Raw genomic sequence first — 21,507 nt, 5'->3', positions numbered from 1 at the left:
GTTATAATTATAATTATGAATTTATTATAACAGGAGAGGGGAAAAATAATGAGACGCTTTATCTATGTTTTACTGTTTGTTATTCTGTCTTCATTCATCTTAACCGCATGTAGCGGAAATCAGGATATAGATTCAGAAGGAACAGCAGAAACACCAGAAGAAGAAACAGAGAAAGTATTGAAATTGAGTGCACCTGGCGAGATACCACAAATAAGCCCAACGATGGCAGACAATGATTTCAGCTTTGATGTTATCAATCAAGTATTTGAAGGTTTGTATCGTTTAAATAAAGATGGTGAACCAGAACTAGCCATAGCCGCCGAGGAACCAGAAGTAAGTGAAGATGGCAAAGTCTACACATTCACTCTTCGGGAAGATGCTACATGGTCTGATGGTTCAGCCGTTACGGCACATGACTTTGAATATGCATGGAAGAAGGCTGTTAACCCTGAGACAGGTGCTGCATATGGACCGCAATTTGAGGAAATTGTAGCCTCTGCAACGGAGATTCTTGTAGGTGATAAACCTGTAGACGAGTTAGGTGTTGAGGCATTAGATGATTTAACATTAAAAGTGACCTTAGAAAATCCGGTACCTTTTTTCAAAGAATTATTGACAACTGCTACATTTTTCCCACAATCGGAGGAATTTGTGGAAAGCCAAGGAGAACAATACGCAACAAGCTCTGATACTACCTTGTTTAACGGCCCATTTGTCCTAGAAGACTGGGAAAGTACCGATTCTAAATGGACCTATGTAAAAAACGAAAATTATTGGGATAAAGATACAGTAAATATGGATAGAATCGAATTTAATGTGGTAAAGGATACCAATACGGCAATCCAGCTCTATGAAAATGATCAATTAGATCGTGTAAATCTTGATGGCGATTTCGTTGATAAATATTCAACCAACGAAGAATATCATACGTTCTTGACAGGCAGTTCTCGGTTCTTAAAAATGAATCAAGGAAAAGATGGCGAAACAACGGATCTTGCCAATGTGAATATACGTAAAGCTCTGAATATGGTGATTGATAAAGAAGAGATTGTAAACGGTATTCTTAATAATGGTTCTATTGTTTCTAATGCAACTGTACCACAAGGTATTGCGAAGAATCCTGATACAGGCGAAGATTTCCGTACAGAGAACGGAGACCTTGTTTATTATGATATAGAAGAAGGCAAATCTCATTGGGAAGCGGGATTAGAGGAGCTTGGGAAGGAAGAGCTTGAATTCGATCTCACAACTTCTGATTCCAGTACCAATAAACTTATTGCAGAGAACTTAAAATACCAATGGGAATCCAATCTACCAGGATTAACCATTAATATAAGAAGTGTCACACCTAAGCTAAGCGTAGCAGCCAATGTGAATCAAGAGTACGAATTGATTTTAACTGGTTGGGCAGGAGATTATCAGGACCCTCTTACTTATTTGAATCTATTTATTACAGATAGTCCAGGAAATCATACAGGTTATTCGAATGAAACGTATGATGAATACGTACTCGGTTCCAAATCAAATCTTGCTGACAAACCAATGGAACGCTGGAATGCATTACTAGAAGCCGAAAGAATGCTGATTGAAGACAGTGCCGTCCTTGTTCCACTATATCAAACAGGTACAGCATACTTACAAAAAGACTACGTGAAGGATTATATTACGTACCCTGTTAGTGCAGATAATTATAAGTGGGTAGACATCCAACAATAATGATGCTTTTACGATAATTTCATATGAAGTATTTTTTAGGGGACATTTGTTATTGTCCCCTTTTAATTTCCCCTGTTTGTGTTTTAATGGCTCTTTTCGTATTGTTTGTTGCTTTTTGAAGTTGACAGTTGATAGAAATTGTTGATTTATTTAATTCAGTATAGTGCTTCACAACCGCTACGGAAATACACTTCGCTTTCCGCGGGGAGCTGGTGAGCCTCCTTCGTGCTGAAAAGCGTGTGCGCCTGCGTCTTCCAGTAGTGCTTCGAAGCGGGCTTTCTCGGCGCAAGGGAGCAGGGATGAATATTCAAGTAGTTCCCTCACTACGCAGTCTCACCGATGCTCATCTTCCCGCAGGACAAGGAATGCTTCGGCAGGGTTACATCGCACGCAGAAAAAAGTGGTTTTCTTTTTTCAAGGAGTCTCCGTGTATTTCCGCTATGCGTCTGCTCTACTTGTATAAACAAGAAATATGCTGTTTTAAGGATTATAACGGTCTTAAAACGTAATTTCTAGAGCTATAAGCCCAAATTAATCTTGAGCGCCTATTTAAGCGGAGACAGAATACGGAGACTCCTGCGGGAAAAGCACGTGTCCGAAGACCCCGCAGCGGTGGTTTTCCGCGAGGAGACTGAGGCCGTGCCCGCGGAAAGCGAAGTATTCTGCCGCAGCGAATGATCGCACAAATCAACATAAGTGTGAGCGAGAGCTATACTATTCTGAATTGAAGATATCAACAGTCTATATAAAATACAAGGTTAAGCCATGTTAAAAAGCAACAATCTTTTAGAAAAGAGCCTTTTAATGAATAAATATTTTTTAAAATATATATGTTCACTCTCCATTACCACCAACAAAAATCTACTCCCTATTTTTTCAATAAAATTTAAAATTCTATTCTATGGAACCAAATCTATTATATTTATGGTAGGATAAGTTTATCCATATAAAAACTTAGCTTTATTTGTCACCCAACCTACAGGTAAAACTTACTTATTAGCTACTGTCTTTGGAATAGATGATGCTTACCGCAGGCAGCTGGTGATGATCTCTTAGTAAAGGAGGAAATTCAGGAACATGCTTTCAAAAGAAGAACAACTGTTGCAAAGCTATTTTGGCTACGAAACATTCCGCCCAGGTCAAAAAGAAACCATTGACCAAATTATTAACTTAAATAACACACTTGCTGTCATGCCAACAGGTGGCGGGAAGTCCATATGCTACCAAATCCCCGGATTATCCATGAATGGAACAGCAATCATTATTTCCCCATTAATCTCACTAATGAAGGATCAAGTGGATGCGTTAAATTCTTACGGTATCCCAGCTACATATATTAATAGCTCCTTAACACAAGCAGAACAGCAAAGCCGATTACATGATATTGGCAAAAGTCGATACAAGTTTGTATATGTTGCACCAGAACGATTTGAATCTAGCTTTTTCGTTAACACCATCAAACGCATTCCAATCGCTCTTGTTGCATTTGATGAAGCGCACTGTATCTCCCAATGGGGTCATGACTTTAGGCCAAGCTATCGTTCGATTGTTTCCAATTTAAAACAGTTTTCCAATATCCCTGTTTTTGTTGCTCTAACTGCAACAGCAACCGAAGAGGTCATATCAGATATTCAACAATTGTTAAGAATCGAACACGTTATTAATACAGGGTTCGCACGGGAAAACTTAGCTTTTCACGTAATCAAAGGAAGAGATAAAACTAGTTATTTACGTTCTTTTCTGGCTGAACACGAAGAAGAATCTGGAATCATTTATACAGCAACAAGAAAACAGGCGGATTCCCTATTTGAACAATTAACCCGCCGCGGTATTTCGGTTGCTAAATATCATGCTGGGATGACAGAAATCGAACGGAAAGAAGCACAAAGTTCATTTATCCACGACGAGACTACTGTTATGATTGCGACCAATGCATTTGGAATGGGAATTGATAAATCCAATGTACGCTACGTCATTCATTATGCTATGCCGATGAATATCGAATCCTATTATCAGGAAGCCGGAAGAGCCGGACGTGACGGAGAACCAAGTGACTGTATTTTGCTTTTTTCCCCACAGGATGTGCAACTTCAGAAGTTTTTAATTGAGCAATCAATGATGGACGATTCATCGAAGCAAAATGAATACCGCAAACTGCAGGAAATGATTAATTACTGTCATACCCATGGTTGCCTCCAGTCATTCATACTAGATTATTTTGATGACAAAAATGCAGAGGCAGGATGCGGACGTTGCAGCAATTGTGTGCAGCGCCAGAATAAAACAGACATCACCGAGGAAGCCCAAAAAATTCTATCTTGTGTAAAAAGAATGGACGAGCGTTACGGGGTTACCATGACAGCTAAAGTACTTAAAGGATCGAATGATAAGAAAGTAAAGCAATTTGGATTAGACAAACTATCCACGTATGGAATTATGTCTGCCTACACAGAAAAAGAACTGATCGAACATATTCACTTTTTAATAGCAGAAAAATTAGTAGCAACGGAAGAAGGAAGATACCCAACATTAAGGTTAAATCAGCAATCCGTTGAAGTATTAAAAGGAAAAAGACAGGTGGAAATGTTTACAGCGCCAATTCCAACAACGGAAGAAGCAGACTTCTATGAAGATTTATTCTCTGAACTTCGTGCTTTACGTAAACAAATTGCTGATGAGAAGAATGTGCCACCATACGTGTTATTCTCTGATGCAACCTTAAAAGAATTAAGCCGCTACTTCCCTGTCACCAAAGAGGATATGCTTGAAATTAAAGGGGTCGGAGAGAAAAAATATGAACAGTATGGGGAAGAATTCTTAGAAATAATTCGCGACTGGAAAGCAAATCATCCAGAAGTTAAAAAACGAATCCGAATCACGGACACAGGAAGCCCCAAACCAAAGCCATCAAGGAGACCAAATGATGACCGTCCCAGTCATATGATTAGCTTCCAAATGTTTCAATCTGGGAAATCATTGAAAGATATTGCTGCAGTTCGTGACATGTCGAAGCAAACTATTGAAAATCATATTTTCAAAGCATTTAAAGATGGCCATCCAATCGCATGGGAGATTTTCTTTGACGAGAAAGAAGAAGCCGCCGTTCTTGCTGCTCGTGAAGAAATAACTGAACCGAAGCTTAAGCCGCTAAAAGATGCCTTGCCTGATGGCTACGATTATACGAAAATAAAAGCAGTATTAGTGAAAAATGAGTATATGTAAAAGGTTCCGCACAATGGAGATATTCCGTTGTGCGGATTGTTTGTTTGGATGTTGTTTATATCTATCATGTGAAGTACATAGATGCTACTGGGGATATCGACAACGGTGGTGGGTATATCTACGACCAAAGTAGAGATATCCACAGAGACAGTGGACTTATCTACAATGAGAATAGATATCTACTTCACTTAAGCTCCTCGAACTCTTCTCCTAAACCACCATTTCAAAATTGGCGGAACAGCTGTAACGATTAATAGGATTCTTAATAATTGAAAGGCACTTACTACTGCAGGGTCCCCTCCGATACTATACGATGTGAGTACCATCTCAAAAAAACCACCTGGGGCAATCCCTAATATGGCTGTTGTATAACTCAGAGAGGTTATGTTAGCCAATAAAATCCCTAAGCCAAGCGCTAAAACAATAATGGTAACGGACAAGCCAAAATAAATAACTGTGTATTTACCACCTAACTTAATATCGCGAAATAATATATTTTTCCCCAGCCCTGCTCCAACCAATATTTGTGCACCATTCATAAAAACGCTTGGAACCTCAGCTAGCTCGACAGGACTAATATTTAACAGCGCCGTTACTCCTAGCGCCCCAATAATAATACCGGCAGGAATACGATCCTTTATAAAAAGCGCTGCTATAACAGGCAGAACAAACCACAGATAATTCCAGCTAATACCCAACGCTATTTCTGTAGTTTCCTCTACTTGAACAACCATTTCCTGGCTATTGAAAAGAAAGGTCATAAATGGTGGAATCGTAAATAAAACCGTTATCAATCGGATGGTTTGAAAAATAACGACCAAGGATGAATTTGCTTTTAATGATTCACTAGCAATTGCCATTTCCGACAATCCCCCAGGAATACTTGCAAAAACGCTGGTTACTTCGTCTACATTAATATATCTAGAAACCAACACGGCAAGAAGTACACTAACAACGATCAGTATGGTCGTCATCAACAAATATGGCAGCAAGTACGGCAAGATTGTTTGGAAAGTTTCCTTTGTGAAATACAGTCCAAAATAAATGCCTAAAACAATAAAACCAGCATTCTTTATGCTTATCGGCAGCATGATGGTTCTTTTGGTAAATCCCTGCCAAAGGGAAATAAAAGTTAACGCCCCTAACACATAGGCTAAAGGAAAATGAAGCAGATTAAATGTAAATCCACCAATAAAGGCAATAAGTAATGTTTCACCTAATCTTAAATAAGACTTCCAATCCATCCGCAGTCCCCCTTCTGCCAATGTTTCTGATAGTAGTAAAAAGACTGCTAACAGAAAGGCTTTCAAACACCTTCCTATTAACAGTCAAAATTCGACAAAATCCGGGGAGTGCCAGGCACCTTAAGCCCAGGTTCCTCCTCGGAATACGGGTTCGGTTGTGCCGTCTTGCTTCACTCCATCAATGTCGAGTTTGTCAGATCCAATCATAAAGTCTACGTGAATAAGGCTGTCATTAACTCCATGTTGATCCAATTCTTCTTCTGACATAGAAGATCCGCCTTCCACGTTGGTTGGATATGCTTTACCCAGCGCAATATGACAGGATGCATTCTCATCAAATAATGTATTATAGAAAATCAATCCAGACTGGGATACCGGTGATTCATGTGGTACAAGCGCTACTTCACCTAGGCGACGAGCCCCTTCATCGGAATCAAGTAAATGTTGTAAGACCGCTTCTCCTTGTTCCGCTTGAAAGTCCACCACTTTACCATCTTTAAAAGTTAAGCTGAAATTGTCAATTACACTTCCCCCATAATTTAGTGGTTTCGTACTGGAAACTGTACCATTGACACCATATTTATGTGGCATAGAAAATACTTCTTCGGTTGGCATATTTGGGTTAAATGTTACACCTGTTTCCGCAACGGCAGATCCACCTTTCCAAACATGACCTTCTGGAAGTTCTAATTCCAAATCTGTTCCTGGTGCTTGGAAGATTAATTTCTTGTAATTCTTTTCGTTTAATTCTTCTCGTTTTGTTTTTAATGTCTCATTATGTTCGTTCCAAGCCGCGATTGGATCTTCTTGGTCCACTCGAACAATTTTCAAGATAGCTTCCCAAAGACTTTCTACCGCATCTTCTTTCGTTTTGTCAGGGAAGATTTTTTGTGCCCAATCACCTGAAGGAATAGAAATGATAGACCATGGAATTTTATCGTTCATCGTGTATTTGCGGAAGTTTTTCATTGCTTCTCCAGAGGCTTTATTTGCCATTGCTACACGTTTAGGATCTATGTTTTGTAATAAATCGGGGTTTGTAGAACGGATACTTAATACGGCTGCTCCATCTTCTGCATACGTATCATGTAGTTTTACTCTCCAATCAGGAAAACTTCCAATGACTTCGTCTGGTACATTCTCATATTTCAATAGGGTTAACTCATCATCTGACCAGTTAATATGTACATCTTTCGCACCCAATTCATACGCTTTTTTTGCAACGATTCTAGTGAAATCGGCACCTTCAATTGGCGCATTTATCATCACTGCTTGATTTGCCTGAAGATTGACCCCAGTTTTTAAAGCTAGTTCTGCATATTTTTCCAGCGTTTTCTTATCGACCATCATGTAACCTCCAACTAAAATTTTCATATATAGCTATTATTCCATAACTAGCATGAAATTACCAAAATACTTTCTCATTTTGTATCAAATTTCTAATTCTATTTACTCAGGCCGTAGAATTTGATAAAATAAAACAACATAGTTACTTTTCGTAATCAGCATAGTTTTTAAATAGATTATGTAGCAGAGTGAGGTGATCAGAATGGAGTACTTGTGTCCACGGTTCGAAAAAGCAATGGGACTGCTTAGCACACGTTGGGTAGGACTTATTTTGTTTGATTTATTAGAAGGAACAAAGCGCTTTTCAGAAATGGAAGCAGATTTGCCAATCAGTGGGAGATTGCTCTCTGATCGATTAAAAATGCTCGAAAAAGAAGGTATTGTTGAAAGAAACATTTATTCAGAATTTCCTGTTCGTATTGAGTATTCGTTATCAGAAAAAGGGAAGGCTTTAGAACCCGTTATTAAAGAAATTCAAAATTGGGCGGATGGCCATATTACACCGGAAGAAGTGGAATCAAAGGATATAAATTAACAACACTGGGCTGTCTATCAAAAACAGCCCAGTGTTTCATTTTTCAATAACCTCTCCATTTTCATTAAACTCATCCTGATTCTCATCATACATGTAATCAGAAATGAATAAATAGAGAAACACAGCAATTGCCACTGCGATAGCAGCTATAATAATAATCAGTAATATTCTCAGCAAAACTACAACTGCTCTATATCCCTTTTTTTGTGATAAATGGGTTATTTTTTCTTTCATTTTTTTCATCATATCGGTACTTCCCCCTTCTGATACCGATACTTACAAACCAAATTCCTTTGCAAATTCTTTGGAACGTTTTCGTCTCTCTTTCCGTTGCTGAGCACGTTTTGGTGCACTATTATAAAGTCTTTTTTCGTTTTCTGTCTCCGGGTAAACTGGGGCTACCGGTACTGGCCTTCCCTCTTCATTAACCGCAACAAATGTTAAGAAGGCTGTGTTACAAACCTTTTCTTCTCCGGTCATTAAATTTTCCACTACTACTTTAACAAATATCTCCATAGAAGTATGGTGCGTCCATGTTACAAACGCTTCTATTGTAATAGATTGTCCAACCGTAACGGGGGATAAGAAGTCGACAGAATCTGTTGAGGCAGTAACCACAAGTTGTCTCGCATGTTTAATTGCGGCAATTGAGGCAACGTCATCTATATGTGCCAGTAATTCTCCCCCAAAAAGTGTCCCATGATTATTGGTGTTCGGCGGCAAAACAAGTGTTGTTTTTACCGCCCTTGATTCTGAACATGGCTTAGCTTCCATAAGCAAATCCTCCTATGCATCATAACACTGGTGATATAAGCCGTGAAATTGATTCTTTAAAACGTACTCCCACCGTGCGTTTTTCGTATAATTTTTTCGTCATTTGTGTGGATAAAGTAATATCCTTATCAAATGCCTCTACTAACTTTTTGGAAATATCTTTATCATACAAAAAAGCGTTCACTTCAAAATTCAACCGGAAACTGCGCACATCAATATTTGCTGTTCCAACAGAGGAAATTTCTCCATCAACAACAATTGTTTTTGCATGCAAGAATCCATTCTGATAAATATAGATTTCGGCGCCAGCTTGCAGCAAGTCCCCACAGTGAGATAAAGTCGCCCAATAAACAAATGGGTGGTCAGGTTTATTAGGGATCATCAATCTTACTTGAACACCTGAAAATGCTGCTATTCTTAGTGCATCCAGCAAGCTCTCATCCGGGATGAAATAAGGCGTTTGAATGTAAATATACCTCTTCGCAGTCATAATCATTTTGATATAACCATTTTTAATCTGTTCCCACTGTGAATCTGGTCCACTTGTTACAATTTGCATTCCAATATTTCCACTTGGTTCTGCTCGATAATAACGATCTTCATATAAGATATCATTAGTCGATGCATGATTCCAATCTAAAATAAATCTAGTTTGCATGCTTTGTACCGCATGACCAGTTACTCGAAGATGTGTATCTCGCCAATAACCGAACTTTTTACTCTTACCAAGGTATTCATCACCGATATTAAAACCACCAATATAGCCAATTTCCCCATCAATAATTGCCAATTTCCGATGGTTTCGGAAGTTGATTTCAAAATTAATTTTTAAAAATCTAGACGGAAAAAATGCTTCAATTTCAATCCCAGCATCACGCAGTTTTTTCAGAAATTGAGGTTTAATTTTCCTAGAACCCATATCATCATAAAGAACTCGAACTTGTACTCCTTCTTTCGCCTTTCTTATAATCGTATCTGATATCCGATTTCCTAGCTCATCGTTTCTCATTATGTAATATTGCAGATGGATATGGTTTTCCGCTTGTTCCATATCCTGAATTAATGCATCAAATTTTTCCTTGCCATCTGTAAAAATATTAACTTCATTGTCTTCCGTAAAAATCGCCTCATCGTTTCGCAAATGCAAGTAAATTAAACTAGCATAGGCCTTATTCGCCTTATTTTGAAACTCAAAACTCTTATTACGAAAAGCACTCATTTGCGAATGTACAACTTTTGTTACTGCCTCTCTACTTGCTTTATCCCAAGTAAAAATTCGCTTTTTATTAATCGGTCTCCCAAAGATTAAGTAAAGGACAAATCCTAAAATTGGTATAAATAATAGAACCATTAACCATGCCCATGTAGAAGTCGCATTTTTTCTTTCGAGGAACACAATAGAAATACCTAAGATAATATTCGTAATAATAACAAAGCCCAATAAATAGGTTAGTATCCCCATTGCTCTACCCCTTTCTAACGTTCATACACTGCCCTGTAGATTTATACAAAATTATACTACTTTTAATATAGCATAATTGTAAAATTATAGTAAAAAACACATCCCTGAAGAATTAGTATTCCATGGTACTTTGTACATATACCCATTTTAAAAAGGAGTATCACTTAACCCAAACGAAAAGAGAATTGGACAAAGATGTTTTTATCACAATAAAATCCAAACATCCTTCGTGCGCATTTACCGCTACGGAAATACACTGCGCTTTCCGTGTATTTCTTCTGCTAGTTATGAGGAAACGTCCTGATTTTAGTTAAGGCTCTTTTCTAAAAGATTGCTGCTTTTTATCATGACTTTACCTTAGATTTTATATAGATTGTTGATTATCTTAATTAAGAATACTGCTATACATCCGCTACGGAAATACACTACGCTTTCCGCGGGAAGCTGGTGAGCCTCCTTCGTGCTGTCGCACTACGTAGCCTCACCGAAGCTCTTCTTCCCGCAGGAGTCTCCGTGTATTTCCTCCGCTAAGTTCCTGCGCTACTTGATTGATTTTAAGTAAATAAATTTATTTTATACGAGGAACAACTATCGCAATCGTGACATTACGGACTTCAGCTATAAAAATATCTAGACCATCTAACATAGCGGAGGCAGAATACGTAGACTCCTCGAAAATGAAAGACCACATTTTCTTCGTGCGATGCTTCGCTGACGTAGCCTTCCTTGTCCTGCGGGAAAAGCACGAGTCTGAAGACCCCGCAGCGGCGCTTTTTCCGCGAGGAGGCTGAAGCCGTGCCCGCGGAAAGCGTAGTATTCTGTCGGAGCGAATGATAGCACAAAACTTTCATTAGTGTAAGCGAAAGCTAACTATTCTGAATTAAGTAAATCAGGAGTTTCTATCAACTGTACAACTTAAAAAGCGACAAACAATAGGAAAGAGCCTTAGTTAAATACTTTATATTTTGTCCCAACCTTTATATCATCATTTGTAATTTTCTTATTCGACTAATTACTAGTTGAATAAGTCTTTTCTGTTTCTAAACATTAAATTTTAAATAACCTTTTAAAAACAGGAGTAACTCGTTTTAGCCCCCTAATATCATGCTGTAATAAAAATTATGTACGTTCGCTAATAAAATTACTATTTATAATGTCAATTTAGGTGTTTAAAATAAACAATTGTTGCCATATCAATAAAAATAGGAGTACGAAACAACGTTATGCGAATTGTACTCCTATTTAGTGTGATATTTATTGTTTTCTCTCCCTTATTGAACCTATTAACTTAAATATAATACTCCTTTTTTAATGTTGTCGATATGTGTGCTATTTTTGTCATTATATCTAATTTGGCGTTGATATATTTTCCTCTCTATTCTTCCCTACCTATCATTACCACCTAAATCTGGTCCAGTGCCTGTTTCAAATCATCCCAAATATCTTCCCATGCCTCTAGGCCAACTGATAAACGAATGAGTTGGTCGGTAATGCCCATTTGATTACGAGTTTCTTCTGGAATTACTGCGTGCGTCATCGTGGCAGGATGTTCGATTAGTGTTTGTGCATCGCCAAGGCTGACTGCAAGTTTAATAAAAGATAGTCGATTTAAAAATTTCTGCGCATCTTTTTTCGTTCCTTTGATTTCAAAAGATATGACTCCGCCACCTTGTTTCATTTGCCTTTTACCAATGTCATAATCCAGATTAGAGTAATCATGCGGATAAAATACTCGGGAAACGTGAGGGTGATCTTTTAATTGGCCCAAAAGTTTCTCTGCATTCGAACAATGCCTATCCATACGGAGCGGCAGTGTCTTCAGTCCTCTAATCAAAAGCCAGGCATCAAATGGCGCTATAACTCCTCCGATATCTTTTTGAGTAGTTACTGCTACTTCATTCAGGAAATCCTTTTTCCCAACGGCCAGGCCGCCAATGACATCTCCATGCCCACCAATATATTTCGTCGCACTGTGGAGAACGACGTCACAGCCTAGTTCAAGTGGTTTCTGCAGGTATGGGGTGGAAAAAGTGTTATCAACTACAATAGGAATATCAAAGTCCTTTGCTACTTTCACCACCATCTCTAAATCTACTAAACGCATGGTAGGATTAATAGGCGTTTCAATATAAATAACGGCTGTTTCTGGTTTTATTTTTGCTCGAACCTCATCCTCATTACCCATATCTGAGAAATCCATCGACATATGGTACTTTTCCTTCATCATGGATAATAGTCCATATGTACATCCATATAGACCAGAAGAGCATAGTACGTGATCATTTGCTTTTGTTAAAGCTATGAGAATAGCTGACACAGCTGCCATCCCTGAGCTAAAGGCTAGTCCGCGCTCTCCATTTTCTAAAGATGCAATTTTTTGTTCCAAAATTGAAACGGTTGGATTTCCTAGTCTCGAATAGATATAACCGTCTTCTTCCCCAAGGAAACGGCGTTCGCCTTGTTCAGCTGATTCAAATGTATACGTAGAGGTTTGAAATATTGGTGGTGTTAAACTTCCTAGCATTTGTTTATCATCATAACCATCATGAATGACTTCGGTTTCTATGCGCTTATATTTCTTAGACATGCAACCATCCCTCCCTATTTTGTTTAACGCCCTTATGTTCATTATATGCTTTAATTCCATATTATTGAAAGCGTTTTCTATTAATTGGTTATTGCTTATTTTCACCATTAGTTTTAAACTATCCTTAATTTGGTTTTAATTTTATGGTTGTTTCCTGCGTTAACCCGCTACGGAAATACACTACGCTTTCCGCGGGCGCTGTTGAGCCTACTCCGAGCTGTCGCTCTCCGTAGTCTCATCTAGGCTTTTCCTCCCGCTGGAGTCTCCGTGTATTTCCTCCGCTAGCCTGTATAATCAAACCAAATGTGGTAATCGCATCTACCTATAGCCCACGCAGCGAGGTACTACTAGATTTTTTATGGCCCTTGCGCTGAGAGAGCCTACTTTGAAGAGTTAATAGGAGACACAGGCGCACTTACGGTCTTTTCGCGAGGTGGCTGAGACAGTGCCCACAAACTGAAAGTATTCTGCCGGAACGAATTCAAGCACTCATCATAATTAGAACGAATTAAAACTCAAATAGAAACGGTGTGGTAGGGACAAACTTTTATCCTTTCTTATAATCTTTGAACAAAAGGAGGGCACTTTATGGAGAGACAGGAGAAGTTAGGAATCATTTATACAGCTTTAGCTTATTTGTTATGGGGGGTTCTCCCGATTTACTGGAAAGCTGTTGATCAGGTGCCTGCCGGTGAGATATTGGCTCATCGAATTATCTGGTCATTTGTTTTTATGTTGCTTATTATATTATTTACAAGTAAATGGCAGCTTTTTATGAAAGAATGCAAGGAAATTATGCATGACCGCAAGAAGTTTTGGAGTATTACCCTTGCTTCCCTTTTGATAAGCTTAAACTGGTTGCTTTTTATATGGGCGGTAAACAGTGATCATGTCATTCAGGCTAGCCTTGGGTATTATATCAATCCATTAATTAGTATTTTGCTAGGAATCATTGTGTTAAAAGAAAAAGCAACAAGAAGTCAGCATATGGCATTTGTCCTTGCCGGAATTGGAGTTCTTTATTTAACCATAAGTTTTGGGGTTTTCCCATGGGTGTCACTAGTATTAGCATTCTCTTTCGCTTTCTATGGACTGCTCAAAAAAACAGTCCGCGTCAGCGCTGTGTTTGGATTAACGATTGAGACCATGATTGTTACACCCATTGCTCTTATCTATATTATTTACTTACCAGAGAATACTTTTGCATTTACAGAATTATTCTCCACTACGAATCTATTATTAATTGGTGCTGGAGCAGCTACTGCCATTCCGCTTCTTTTATTTGGGAGTGGCACAAAAAGTATCCCTTTAGCAATGGTCGGATTCCTGCAATACATCGCACCTACACTTATGCTCCTATTAGGTGTGTTCCTATACCATGAAGTATTTACATCTGCTCATTTAGTTGCCTTTTTATTCATCTGGTCTGCCTTACTTATTTACATGGCTTCTCACTACAAACGTCCAGTTAGAACTAGGCAAAAGATAAAAAAAGTTTGATATTATCTGTTGACAAATAAAATTCTGACGATTATACTAGGCATTAATCAATTTAAATTTAATCTCTTATCAAGAGCGGTGGAGGGAATAGGCCCTGTGAAACCCGGCAACCTGAGGGCAAGATATTCTTGCTTTTCATGGTGCTAAATCCTACAGGTCATTAAGATCTGGAAGATAAGAGGAGGTCCGGCTATACATAACGAGCCCTCTTCTTAGGAAGAGGGCTCTTTTCATATCTCCTCTGCCTCCGGATTTAAAGCATACTGATAAGTCGAACTTCTAACCCAAAACCTTAAGGAGGAATTTCAATGTCTAATTTTCATTTACAAAACCCAGAAACTTTATTACTTCACGGAGGTCAACAACCTGATCCAACGACAGGTTCTCGTGCTGTACCAATCTATCAAACTACTTCCTATGTTTTCCGCGATACCGAACACGCACAAAACCTTTTCGGTCTTGCCGAGCCAGGTAATATCTACTCTCGAATCATGAACCCAACGTTAGATGCGTTCGAACAACGTATTGCTGTACTGGAAGATGGTATTGGAGCAGTTGCTACTTCATCCGGAATGGCCGCTATAACTTTATCTATCTTAAACATTGCAGGCACAGGGGATGAAATCATAGCGGATAGCAATCTATACGGTGGAACATATAACTTATTTGCTAATACATTGCCTCGTTATGGAATCACCGTTAAATTCGTGGACGGAACGAAGCCTGAAGAAGTGGAAGCAGCCATCACAGAAAATACGAAAGCTATATTCGGTGAAATTATTACGAACCCTAGTCTAAACGTATTTGATGTAGAAACAATTGGTGAAATCGCACACGAACATGGCATTCCATTAATTATTGATAATACATTTGCTACACCATATTTAACCAAACCACTAACATGGGGGGCAGATATAGTTGTCCACTCCGCTACGAAATGGATTGGCGGCCACGGTACAACCATCGGTGGTGTAGTCGTTGATGGTGGACGCTTTGATTGGGGTAACGGAAAATTCCCTGGTTTTACAGAGCCTGATGAAAGCTATGACGGCCTAAAATATGTAGATTTAGGACCAGCTGCTTTTATTACCAAACTACGCGTTCAATTATTACGTGATATTGGTGCATGCTTAAGCCCACAGAATGCTTTTCTTTTCCTACAAGGGTTAGAAACATTGCACTTACGAATTAAACGACATAATGAAAATACAATAGAAGTTGCTCATTACTTAAAAAACCACCCAGCAGTTGAATGGGTCAGCTATCCAGGATTAGAAGAACACCCATCCCACGAATTAGCGAATAAATACCTTAAAGATGGATATGGTTCTATTATTACCTTTGGAATTAAAGGTGGCCGTGATGCCGGAAGAAAACTGATCGACAATGTGACCCTATGGTCTCATGTTGCGAACGTTGGTGATGCAAAATCCTTAATCATTCATCCAGCATCCACTACTCATCAACAGTTGAGTGCAGAAGACTTGAAGAAGAGTGGCGTATCAGAAGAATTAGTACGTCTGTCTATTGGACTGGAATCCACGAAAGATATTCTAGCTGATTTAGACCAAGCAATTGCTAAAGCAACGGGAGAAGCTCCAGTTATCAAAACAACAGACGAAGACGCTATTAAATGGTTGCTTTCTTCCCCATTTAATCGTTCAGAAGCTGGCATCAGAAAGAAAGTAATTGCAAGTGCTGGCTCTACCCAAGCTTCTGCAAAGAAACTGGAAGCATTAGGATATGAAATCATCCCATTTGGTGAAACAGAGGAATACAAAGAGCTAGCAACTATTCCACAAGATATTGATGCTGTTTGGATCAATGGAGAATCATTACCATCAACAACTATTGAACAATTTATTAACAAACAAGGGAAAATTCTATGGGTAGAAAATGCGGCACAGTCTGACGAAACAGTGGACCATGCAAAAGCTGCTGGAATAACTGTAATAACAAATAAAAGTCCATTTGAAGAAGCAAAGCGTTTAAGAGCAAATAAAGAAAGTGTTGCTGCTTTAGTTTAATAGATATACTTCTATTCAAAAGTTGAGGTGCAAAGCATAGGCTATGCACCTCTCTTCTTTTTTACTGCTATTTATCACTTTCACCCCCACTTTCTAATTGAAACTTCGCGAATATATATGAGAAAATTAAAAAGCTACTGTGAAGATTTTTATAAAACGTACCATCCGCATGAGCGCATATTAACATGGTTTTCTAAACATTTTATCGTCTGCGTTTAACTTTAGCTTTTATTGATTAAAATATTAGGGTATATATAATATAGAGGTTTTTGAAATTGCCCTACTTATTTTAAAATGTGATGAGGGAATGGAGAATGGTGAATTCCTTTGTCGCATAAAATAAAGTAGCGAAATGGTTTTTAGTAGACAAATGACTCACACAGCCATAATATATAGTAAATCAACTTAGGTGTGATGCACATGAAACATAAATTATTCTATATCATAGGCTCCATTTTATTGGGCATTGCAATTATACTTATCCTTTTTAATGTACTAAATTCCGATGACTCCCCAAGTCAACAAGCGCTTTTAGAAGATATTGAGATAATTGAAGAACAAGCCGAAGAAGAACAAATAATGGAAGAGGAACCTGTAATGGAAGTTCCTGAAGAAGAAGATCAGCAAGATAATCCAGAACCTAAAGACTTTCCTGAACGTATTTCCGAGGTTGTCCAGAGTACCATTGAATTCTTCAAAAATAATATCCATATTGTTGCTATCGGTGATTCCCTTACACAGGGTGTTGGAGATAGCACCAATCGAGGTGGCTATATTGGTATCCTTGAGCGTACCATCAATCAAAATAAGGAAATAGCTGAATTTGAAAACTTTGGTAAACGTGGTCAACGTTCTGCACAATTGTTAAATAGAATGGACAATGAAGAAGTAACCTCTGCTATCTCAAAGGCTGATATTGTCCTCATCACTATTGGTGCAAATGATATTATGCAAGTGGCAAAGGAAAACATTATGAATTTAACCCTTCACGATTTTATCGAGCAACGTGTCAGTTACGAGAACAATTTGCAAGAAATTGTTACAAAAATCCAAAACGTAAATGAAGATACCAATATTTATCTTGTAGGATTTTACAACCCATTTGAAAAGTATTTTCAGGACATAAAGGAATTAGATATGATCGTGGAAACATATAACAGCACTACCCGCACAATTGCAGAGGAACATCCGAATGTTACGTTTATTCCAACAGTGGACTTGTTCCAAGATGCAGAAATAAACTTATTTGCAGAAGATAATTTCCATCCAAATTATCATGGGTATCACCGTATTGCAGAGCGTGTGCTGAACCATATTACGAATGAAGAGAGTTGAGGGACGTGACCGCTCGAAAAGATTTAAAAAAAGGAACGAATAAGTGGAAAAAGCTATTTTATAGCTTACTAGGTTTCAATGTTGTAATGCTCATTATCCTCGCATTCCTTTTATTTGGACCAGTACCAGAAACCAATATTGCACCTACTACCAAACATGATACGGAAGACAGTTCTGAGTTCGTTGTCCGCACCACAAAACAAAATCTAAACGAACTGGTGAATGCCTATATAGAGAAGTTATTGGAAGGTTCGAACCATCATTATAGCATTTCCCTAGAGGAAGATGTGCATCTCATGGGTGAATTACCAGTATTCTCGACTACGGTTCCATTATCTGTTCATTTGGAGCCACTCGTTCTAGAAAATGGAGATATTAAATTAATTCAGCGTTCCATTTCCATCGGGCTGCTGGAATTACCGAACCAGAAAATTATGGAGTATATGGATAAGTACTTAAATATGCCGGAATGGGTTACGATTAATCCAAAAGAGGAAGAGATTTATGTCGCGGTAACGGAGATGGAAATGAAGAGTAACTTTAAGGTATCTGTTGAACATATTGATTTGGAGGCAAATAACTTAGCATTTCGCATAGAAATCCCTTATCGGACATTAGGCATTGATACAGTACAGTAAAAGACCATAAATAGTTATGGTTTTTTACTGTACTGTCCTATTACTTCATAACAAATCGTAATAGTTTCCTAGGTAGATAGAATGTAGAAACATTCTGTTGTTGTTCAACTAATTGGTTAGCTGCCGGTTTTTCGTTTGAAAAATACCTTCCCAGTCTCCCCTTATAGATAAGTTTCAACTGATTTAATTCTCTAATATCTGCAGGTCTCACGAAACAATCTGGTTTATCAAAATTGATATGCTCAATATCATTAAGCAATGATGCAATAAACTGTGAACAGAAAAAAGCATTACTGCGATTCCACTCCAACTGAATTAATATACAGAAAAGGCCAATAAAATTATATTTATAAGCATGCTTTCTTGCTTCTACAACCTTCACATGATAGTATATTCGCTGATATTCTTCCTCGCTAAGCTGATACGTATAAATTTCGCATTCCGATTTTTTTAACAGTTCACCGCGTGTATCTTCTCTTACAAACCCACCTATAAATGGATTATTTTCATATTTTCGACCAAAACTGTATACTTCCTTTAGCTCTTTATCAAAACTAATCGAAACATGATTTAGTTGTTGTTTCGTAAAATAATTGATGGTTTTCGATAATAACGTCCCTGTATCGGTAAACAGTAAGTAAACGATTCTTTCCCCCATCATCTTCCCCTCGCCTCTGAAAGAATAACCTATATTTTTGTCTCATTACATGCTATTTAATGTCGGTTTGTACTCTCACTTATTCTGAAAAATAGTTATATATATTAGTATATACCGCAGTCATCTATTTGCCTACGAATATTTTAATCTATAGTCAGTCGCTTTGCTTTTTCTTTGTTCTTATACTATTACAAAATTCAATTAATATTGCAATAAATTTTTTGTAAATTTCCTGTTATATAATATCAAAACATTGACGTTTCCTAATAAATAACGTAAGCTAACCATGATTACTTATTTAATTGGAGGAAACACGTTACATGATTAATGTTACTAATGTTAGTTTACGATACGGTGATAAAAAGTTATTTGAGGACGTGAATTTAAAATTTACTCCTGGTAACTGTTATGGTGTAATTGGTGCGAACGGTGCTGGGAAATCAACATTTTTAAAAATATTATCTGGTGAAATAGAACCTCAATCAGGAAATGTCTCCTTATCTCCAGGTGAACGCCTCGCTGTGTTAAAACAGGACCACTTTGCATATGAAGATCATCAAGTAATGGATACCGTCCTAATGGGACATGAACGTTTGTATAAAGTGAAACAAGAAAAAGATGCTATCTATATGAAGGCAAACTTTTCTGAGGAAGATGGCATGCGTGCTGCAGAACTAGAAGGTGAATTCGCTGAGCTAAACGGCTGGGAAGCAGAATCAGATGCAGCTGTACTTTTAAAAGGACTAGGAATTCCTGAATCCCTTCATTCTGTAAAAATGGCTGATCTACCACAGGATGATAAGGTAAAAGTTCTACTTGCTCAAGCATTATTCGGAAACCCTGATATTCTCTTACTAGACGAGCCTACCAATGGTTTGGACATTCAGGCTATCCAATGGTTGGAAGAATTCTTAATAAACTTTGAAAATACCGTTATCGTTGTTTCCCATGACCGTCACTTTTTAAACAAAGTGTGTACCCACATTGCAGATGTAGACTTTGGTAAAATCCAAATCTATATTGGAAACTATGATTTCTGGTATGAATCTAGTCAATTAGCGACCAAAATGGCTCAAGAAGCAAATAAGAAAAAAGAAGAAAAAATCAAAGAACTCCAGGCGTTTGTTGCAAGATTTAGTGCCAACGCATCCAAATCAAAACAAGCAACATCCCGTAAGAAGTTATTGGAGAATATTACCTTAGATGATATTAAACCATCTTCTCGTAAATACCCATATATTGCCTTCACTCCAGAACGCGAAATTGGGAATGACTTATTACGTGTAGAGGGACTAACGAAAACAATTGGTGGTAAAAAAGTTCTGGATAATGTCAGCTTTACCATTAATAAAGATGATAAAGTTGCCTTCGTCGGACCAGATGATATCGCGAAGACAACTCTATTCAAAATTTTAATGGGTGAGATGGAACCCGATGCCGGTTCTTATAAATGGGGAGTTACAACATCACAATCCTATTTTCCAAAAGACAACTCCAAGTACTTTGAAAATGGAGATTTAACATTAGTTGACTGGCTCCGTCAATTTTCACCAGAGGACGAAACAGAAACATTCCTCCGCGGATTCTTAGGCAGAATGTTATTCTCCGGTGAACAAGCACTTAAAAAAGCGAATGTACTTTCCGGCGGAGAAAAAGTTCGCTGCATGCTTTCTAAAATGATGCTATCTCATGCGAATGTGCTATTGTTAGACGAACCAACAAACCATCTAGATTTAGAATCTATCCAATCCTTAAATAATGGTTTAATTAAATTTAAAGGATCCATTCTATTCACATCACACGACCATCAGTTCATTAATAGTATCGCCAACCGCCTGATTGAAATCACACCAAGCGGCTTAATCGATAAAGAAATGAGTTATGATGAATACGTGCAGGATAGAAAATTACAAAAACAAGTGAAAGAAATGTATGCAAGTTAATAATGAATCATTTTGAAAAGAGCACTCCTTATTTTAGTGGGGAGTGCTTTTTTTGTGGTTTAGTTTGGGAATGAGGGGGGATTTTTATAGGCGCTCAACGCTTTTTATAGGCGCTCACCAATTTTTATAGGCGTTCATCCCTTTTTATAGGCGTTCATCCCTTTTTATAGGCGTTCATCGCTTTTTATAGGCGTTCAACGCTTTTTATAGGCGCTCATCGCTTTTTATAGGCGCTCATCGCTTTTTATAGGCGTTCACTGCTTTTTATAGGCGTTTAACGCTTTTTATAGGCGTTCACTGCTTTTTATAGGCGTTCACTGCTTTTTATAGGCGCTCCACTCTTTTTATAGGCGCTCCACTCTTTTTATAGGCGCTCCACTCTTTTTATAGGCGCTCCACTCTTTTTATAGGCGCTCCACTCTTTTTATAGGCGCTCCACTCTTTTTATAGGCGCTCCACTCTTTTTATAGGCGCTCCTCTCTTTTTATAGGCGCTCCTCTCTTTTTATAGGCGCTCCTC

Annotated in this window: 15 protein-coding genes and 1 riboswitch; of the genes, 8 read left to right on the top strand and 7 right to left on the bottom strand. The window is 38.0% G+C overall.

The genetic code is table 11. The features are described 5' to 3' along the window. The first annotated feature begins 48 nt into the window (after positions 1–48). Both D8M06_RS13515 and recQ read left to right on the top strand, forming a co-directional pair. The gene (locus D8M06_RS13515) at positions 49–1,716 is read left to right on the top strand and encodes a peptide ABC transporter substrate-binding protein (RefSeq protein ID WP_121204937.1); all 1,668 of its coding nucleotides are present in this window, start codon (positions 49–51) and stop codon (positions 1,714–1,716) included. A 1,077-nt stretch (positions 1,717–2,793) separates the two neighbouring features. Next, the gene (recQ, locus tag D8M06_RS13505) at positions 2,794–4,938 is read left to right on the top strand and encodes a DNA helicase RecQ (RefSeq protein WP_121204935.1); all 2,145 of its coding nucleotides are present in this window, start codon (positions 2,794–2,796) and stop codon (positions 4,936–4,938) included. Between the two features lie 188 nt (positions 4,939–5,126). On the opposite strand, the gene D8M06_RS13500 is transcribed toward recQ, so the two are convergent. Further along, the gene (locus D8M06_RS13500; protein WP_121204934.1) at positions 5,127–6,182 is read right to left on the bottom strand and encodes an AbrB family transcriptional regulator; all 1,056 of its coding nucleotides are present in this window, start codon (positions 6,180–6,182) and stop codon (positions 5,127–5,129) included. A 120-nt stretch (positions 6,183–6,302) separates the two neighbouring features. After that, the gene (locus D8M06_RS13495; protein WP_121204933.1) at positions 6,303–7,529 is read right to left on the bottom strand and encodes an aminopeptidase; all 1,227 of its coding nucleotides are present in this window, start codon (positions 7,527–7,529) and stop codon (positions 6,303–6,305) included. Positions 7,530–7,731: 202 nt separating this feature from the next. Between D8M06_RS13495 and D8M06_RS13490 the strand changes: the two genes are divergently transcribed. Further along, positions 7,732–8,064 carry a winged helix-turn-helix transcriptional regulator gene (locus tag D8M06_RS13490; protein WP_121204932.1) on the top strand — a complete coding sequence of 111 codons (333 nt, stop codon included), beginning with the start codon at positions 7,732–7,734 and terminating at the stop codon, positions 8,062–8,064. A gap of 36 nt (positions 8,065–8,100) precedes the next feature. Here D8M06_RS13490 and D8M06_RS13485 read toward each other — a convergent pair whose 3' ends face one another. The 4 genes from D8M06_RS13485 to megL form a co-directional block, all read right to left on the bottom strand. Continuing rightward, on the bottom strand, positions 8,101–8,310 hold the full coding sequence (locus D8M06_RS13485) for a hypothetical protein (protein WP_121204931.1): 210 nt from the start codon (positions 8,308–8,310) through the stop codon (positions 8,101–8,103). Between the two features lie 30 nt (positions 8,311–8,340). After that, positions 8,341–8,838, bottom strand: a complete 498-nt coding sequence (locus D8M06_RS13480; RefSeq protein WP_121204930.1) for an acyl-CoA thioesterase — start codon at positions 8,836–8,838, stop codon at positions 8,341–8,343. 19 nt (positions 8,839–8,857) lie between these two features. After that, positions 8,858–10,300: a cardiolipin synthase gene (gene cls, locus D8M06_RS13475; RefSeq protein WP_121204929.1), complete on the bottom strand. Its 1,443-nt coding sequence runs from the start codon at positions 10,298–10,300 to the stop codon at positions 8,858–8,860. 1,402 nt (positions 10,301–11,702) lie between these two features. Beyond that, positions 11,703–12,887: a methionine gamma-lyase gene (gene megL / locus D8M06_RS13470; RefSeq protein ID WP_121204928.1), complete on the bottom strand. Its 1,185-nt coding sequence runs from the start codon at positions 12,885–12,887 to the stop codon at positions 11,703–11,705. A gap of 588 nt (positions 12,888–13,475) precedes the next feature. Between megL and rarD the strand changes: the two genes are divergently transcribed. From rarD to D8M06_RS13450, 4 genes are all read left to right on the top strand, one after another. After that, positions 13,476–14,387, top strand: coding sequence for an EamA family transporter RarD (gene rarD / locus D8M06_RS13465; RefSeq protein WP_121204927.1), 912 nt, complete (start codon positions 13,476–13,478; stop codon positions 14,385–14,387). 63 nt (positions 14,388–14,450) lie between these two features. After that, a riboswitch (SAM riboswitch) is annotated at positions 14,451–14,568 on the top strand. Positions 14,569–14,695: 127 nt separating this feature from the next. Beyond that, positions 14,696–16,414, top strand: coding sequence for a PLP-dependent aspartate aminotransferase family protein (locus D8M06_RS13460; RefSeq protein ID WP_121204926.1), 1,719 nt, complete (start codon positions 14,696–14,698; stop codon positions 16,412–16,414). A 420-nt stretch (positions 16,415–16,834) separates the two neighbouring features. Then, positions 16,835–17,749, top strand: a complete 915-nt coding sequence (locus D8M06_RS13455) for an SGNH/GDSL hydrolase family protein (RefSeq protein WP_121204925.1) — start codon at positions 16,835–16,837, stop codon at positions 17,747–17,749. Between the two features lie 5 nt (positions 17,750–17,754). Beyond that, positions 17,755–18,387, top strand: coding sequence for a YpmS family protein (locus tag D8M06_RS13450; protein ID WP_121204924.1), 633 nt, complete (start codon positions 17,755–17,757; stop codon positions 18,385–18,387). Between the two features lie 40 nt (positions 18,388–18,427). On the opposite strand, the gene D8M06_RS13445 is transcribed toward D8M06_RS13450, so the two are convergent. After that, positions 18,428–19,045, bottom strand: a complete 618-nt coding sequence (locus tag D8M06_RS13445) for a hypothetical protein (protein ID WP_121204923.1) — start codon at positions 19,043–19,045, stop codon at positions 18,428–18,430. A gap of 320 nt (positions 19,046–19,365) precedes the next feature. Between D8M06_RS13445 and D8M06_RS13440 the strand changes: the two genes are divergently transcribed. After that, the gene (locus D8M06_RS13440; protein WP_121204922.1) at positions 19,366–20,988 is read left to right on the top strand and encodes an ABC-F family ATP-binding cassette domain-containing protein; all 1,623 of its coding nucleotides are present in this window, start codon (positions 19,366–19,368) and stop codon (positions 20,986–20,988) included. Positions 20,989–21,507 lie beyond the last annotated feature (519 nt).

The organism is Oceanobacillus halophilus (assembly GCF_003628505.1).
In the GTDB taxonomy this organism is placed as follows: domain Bacteria; phylum Bacillota; class Bacilli; order Bacillales; family Amphibacillaceae; genus Oceanobacillus; species Oceanobacillus halophilus.
Note: the sequence above shows the minus strand (reverse complement) of the source record. Positions and strands in the feature narration are given on the sequence as shown.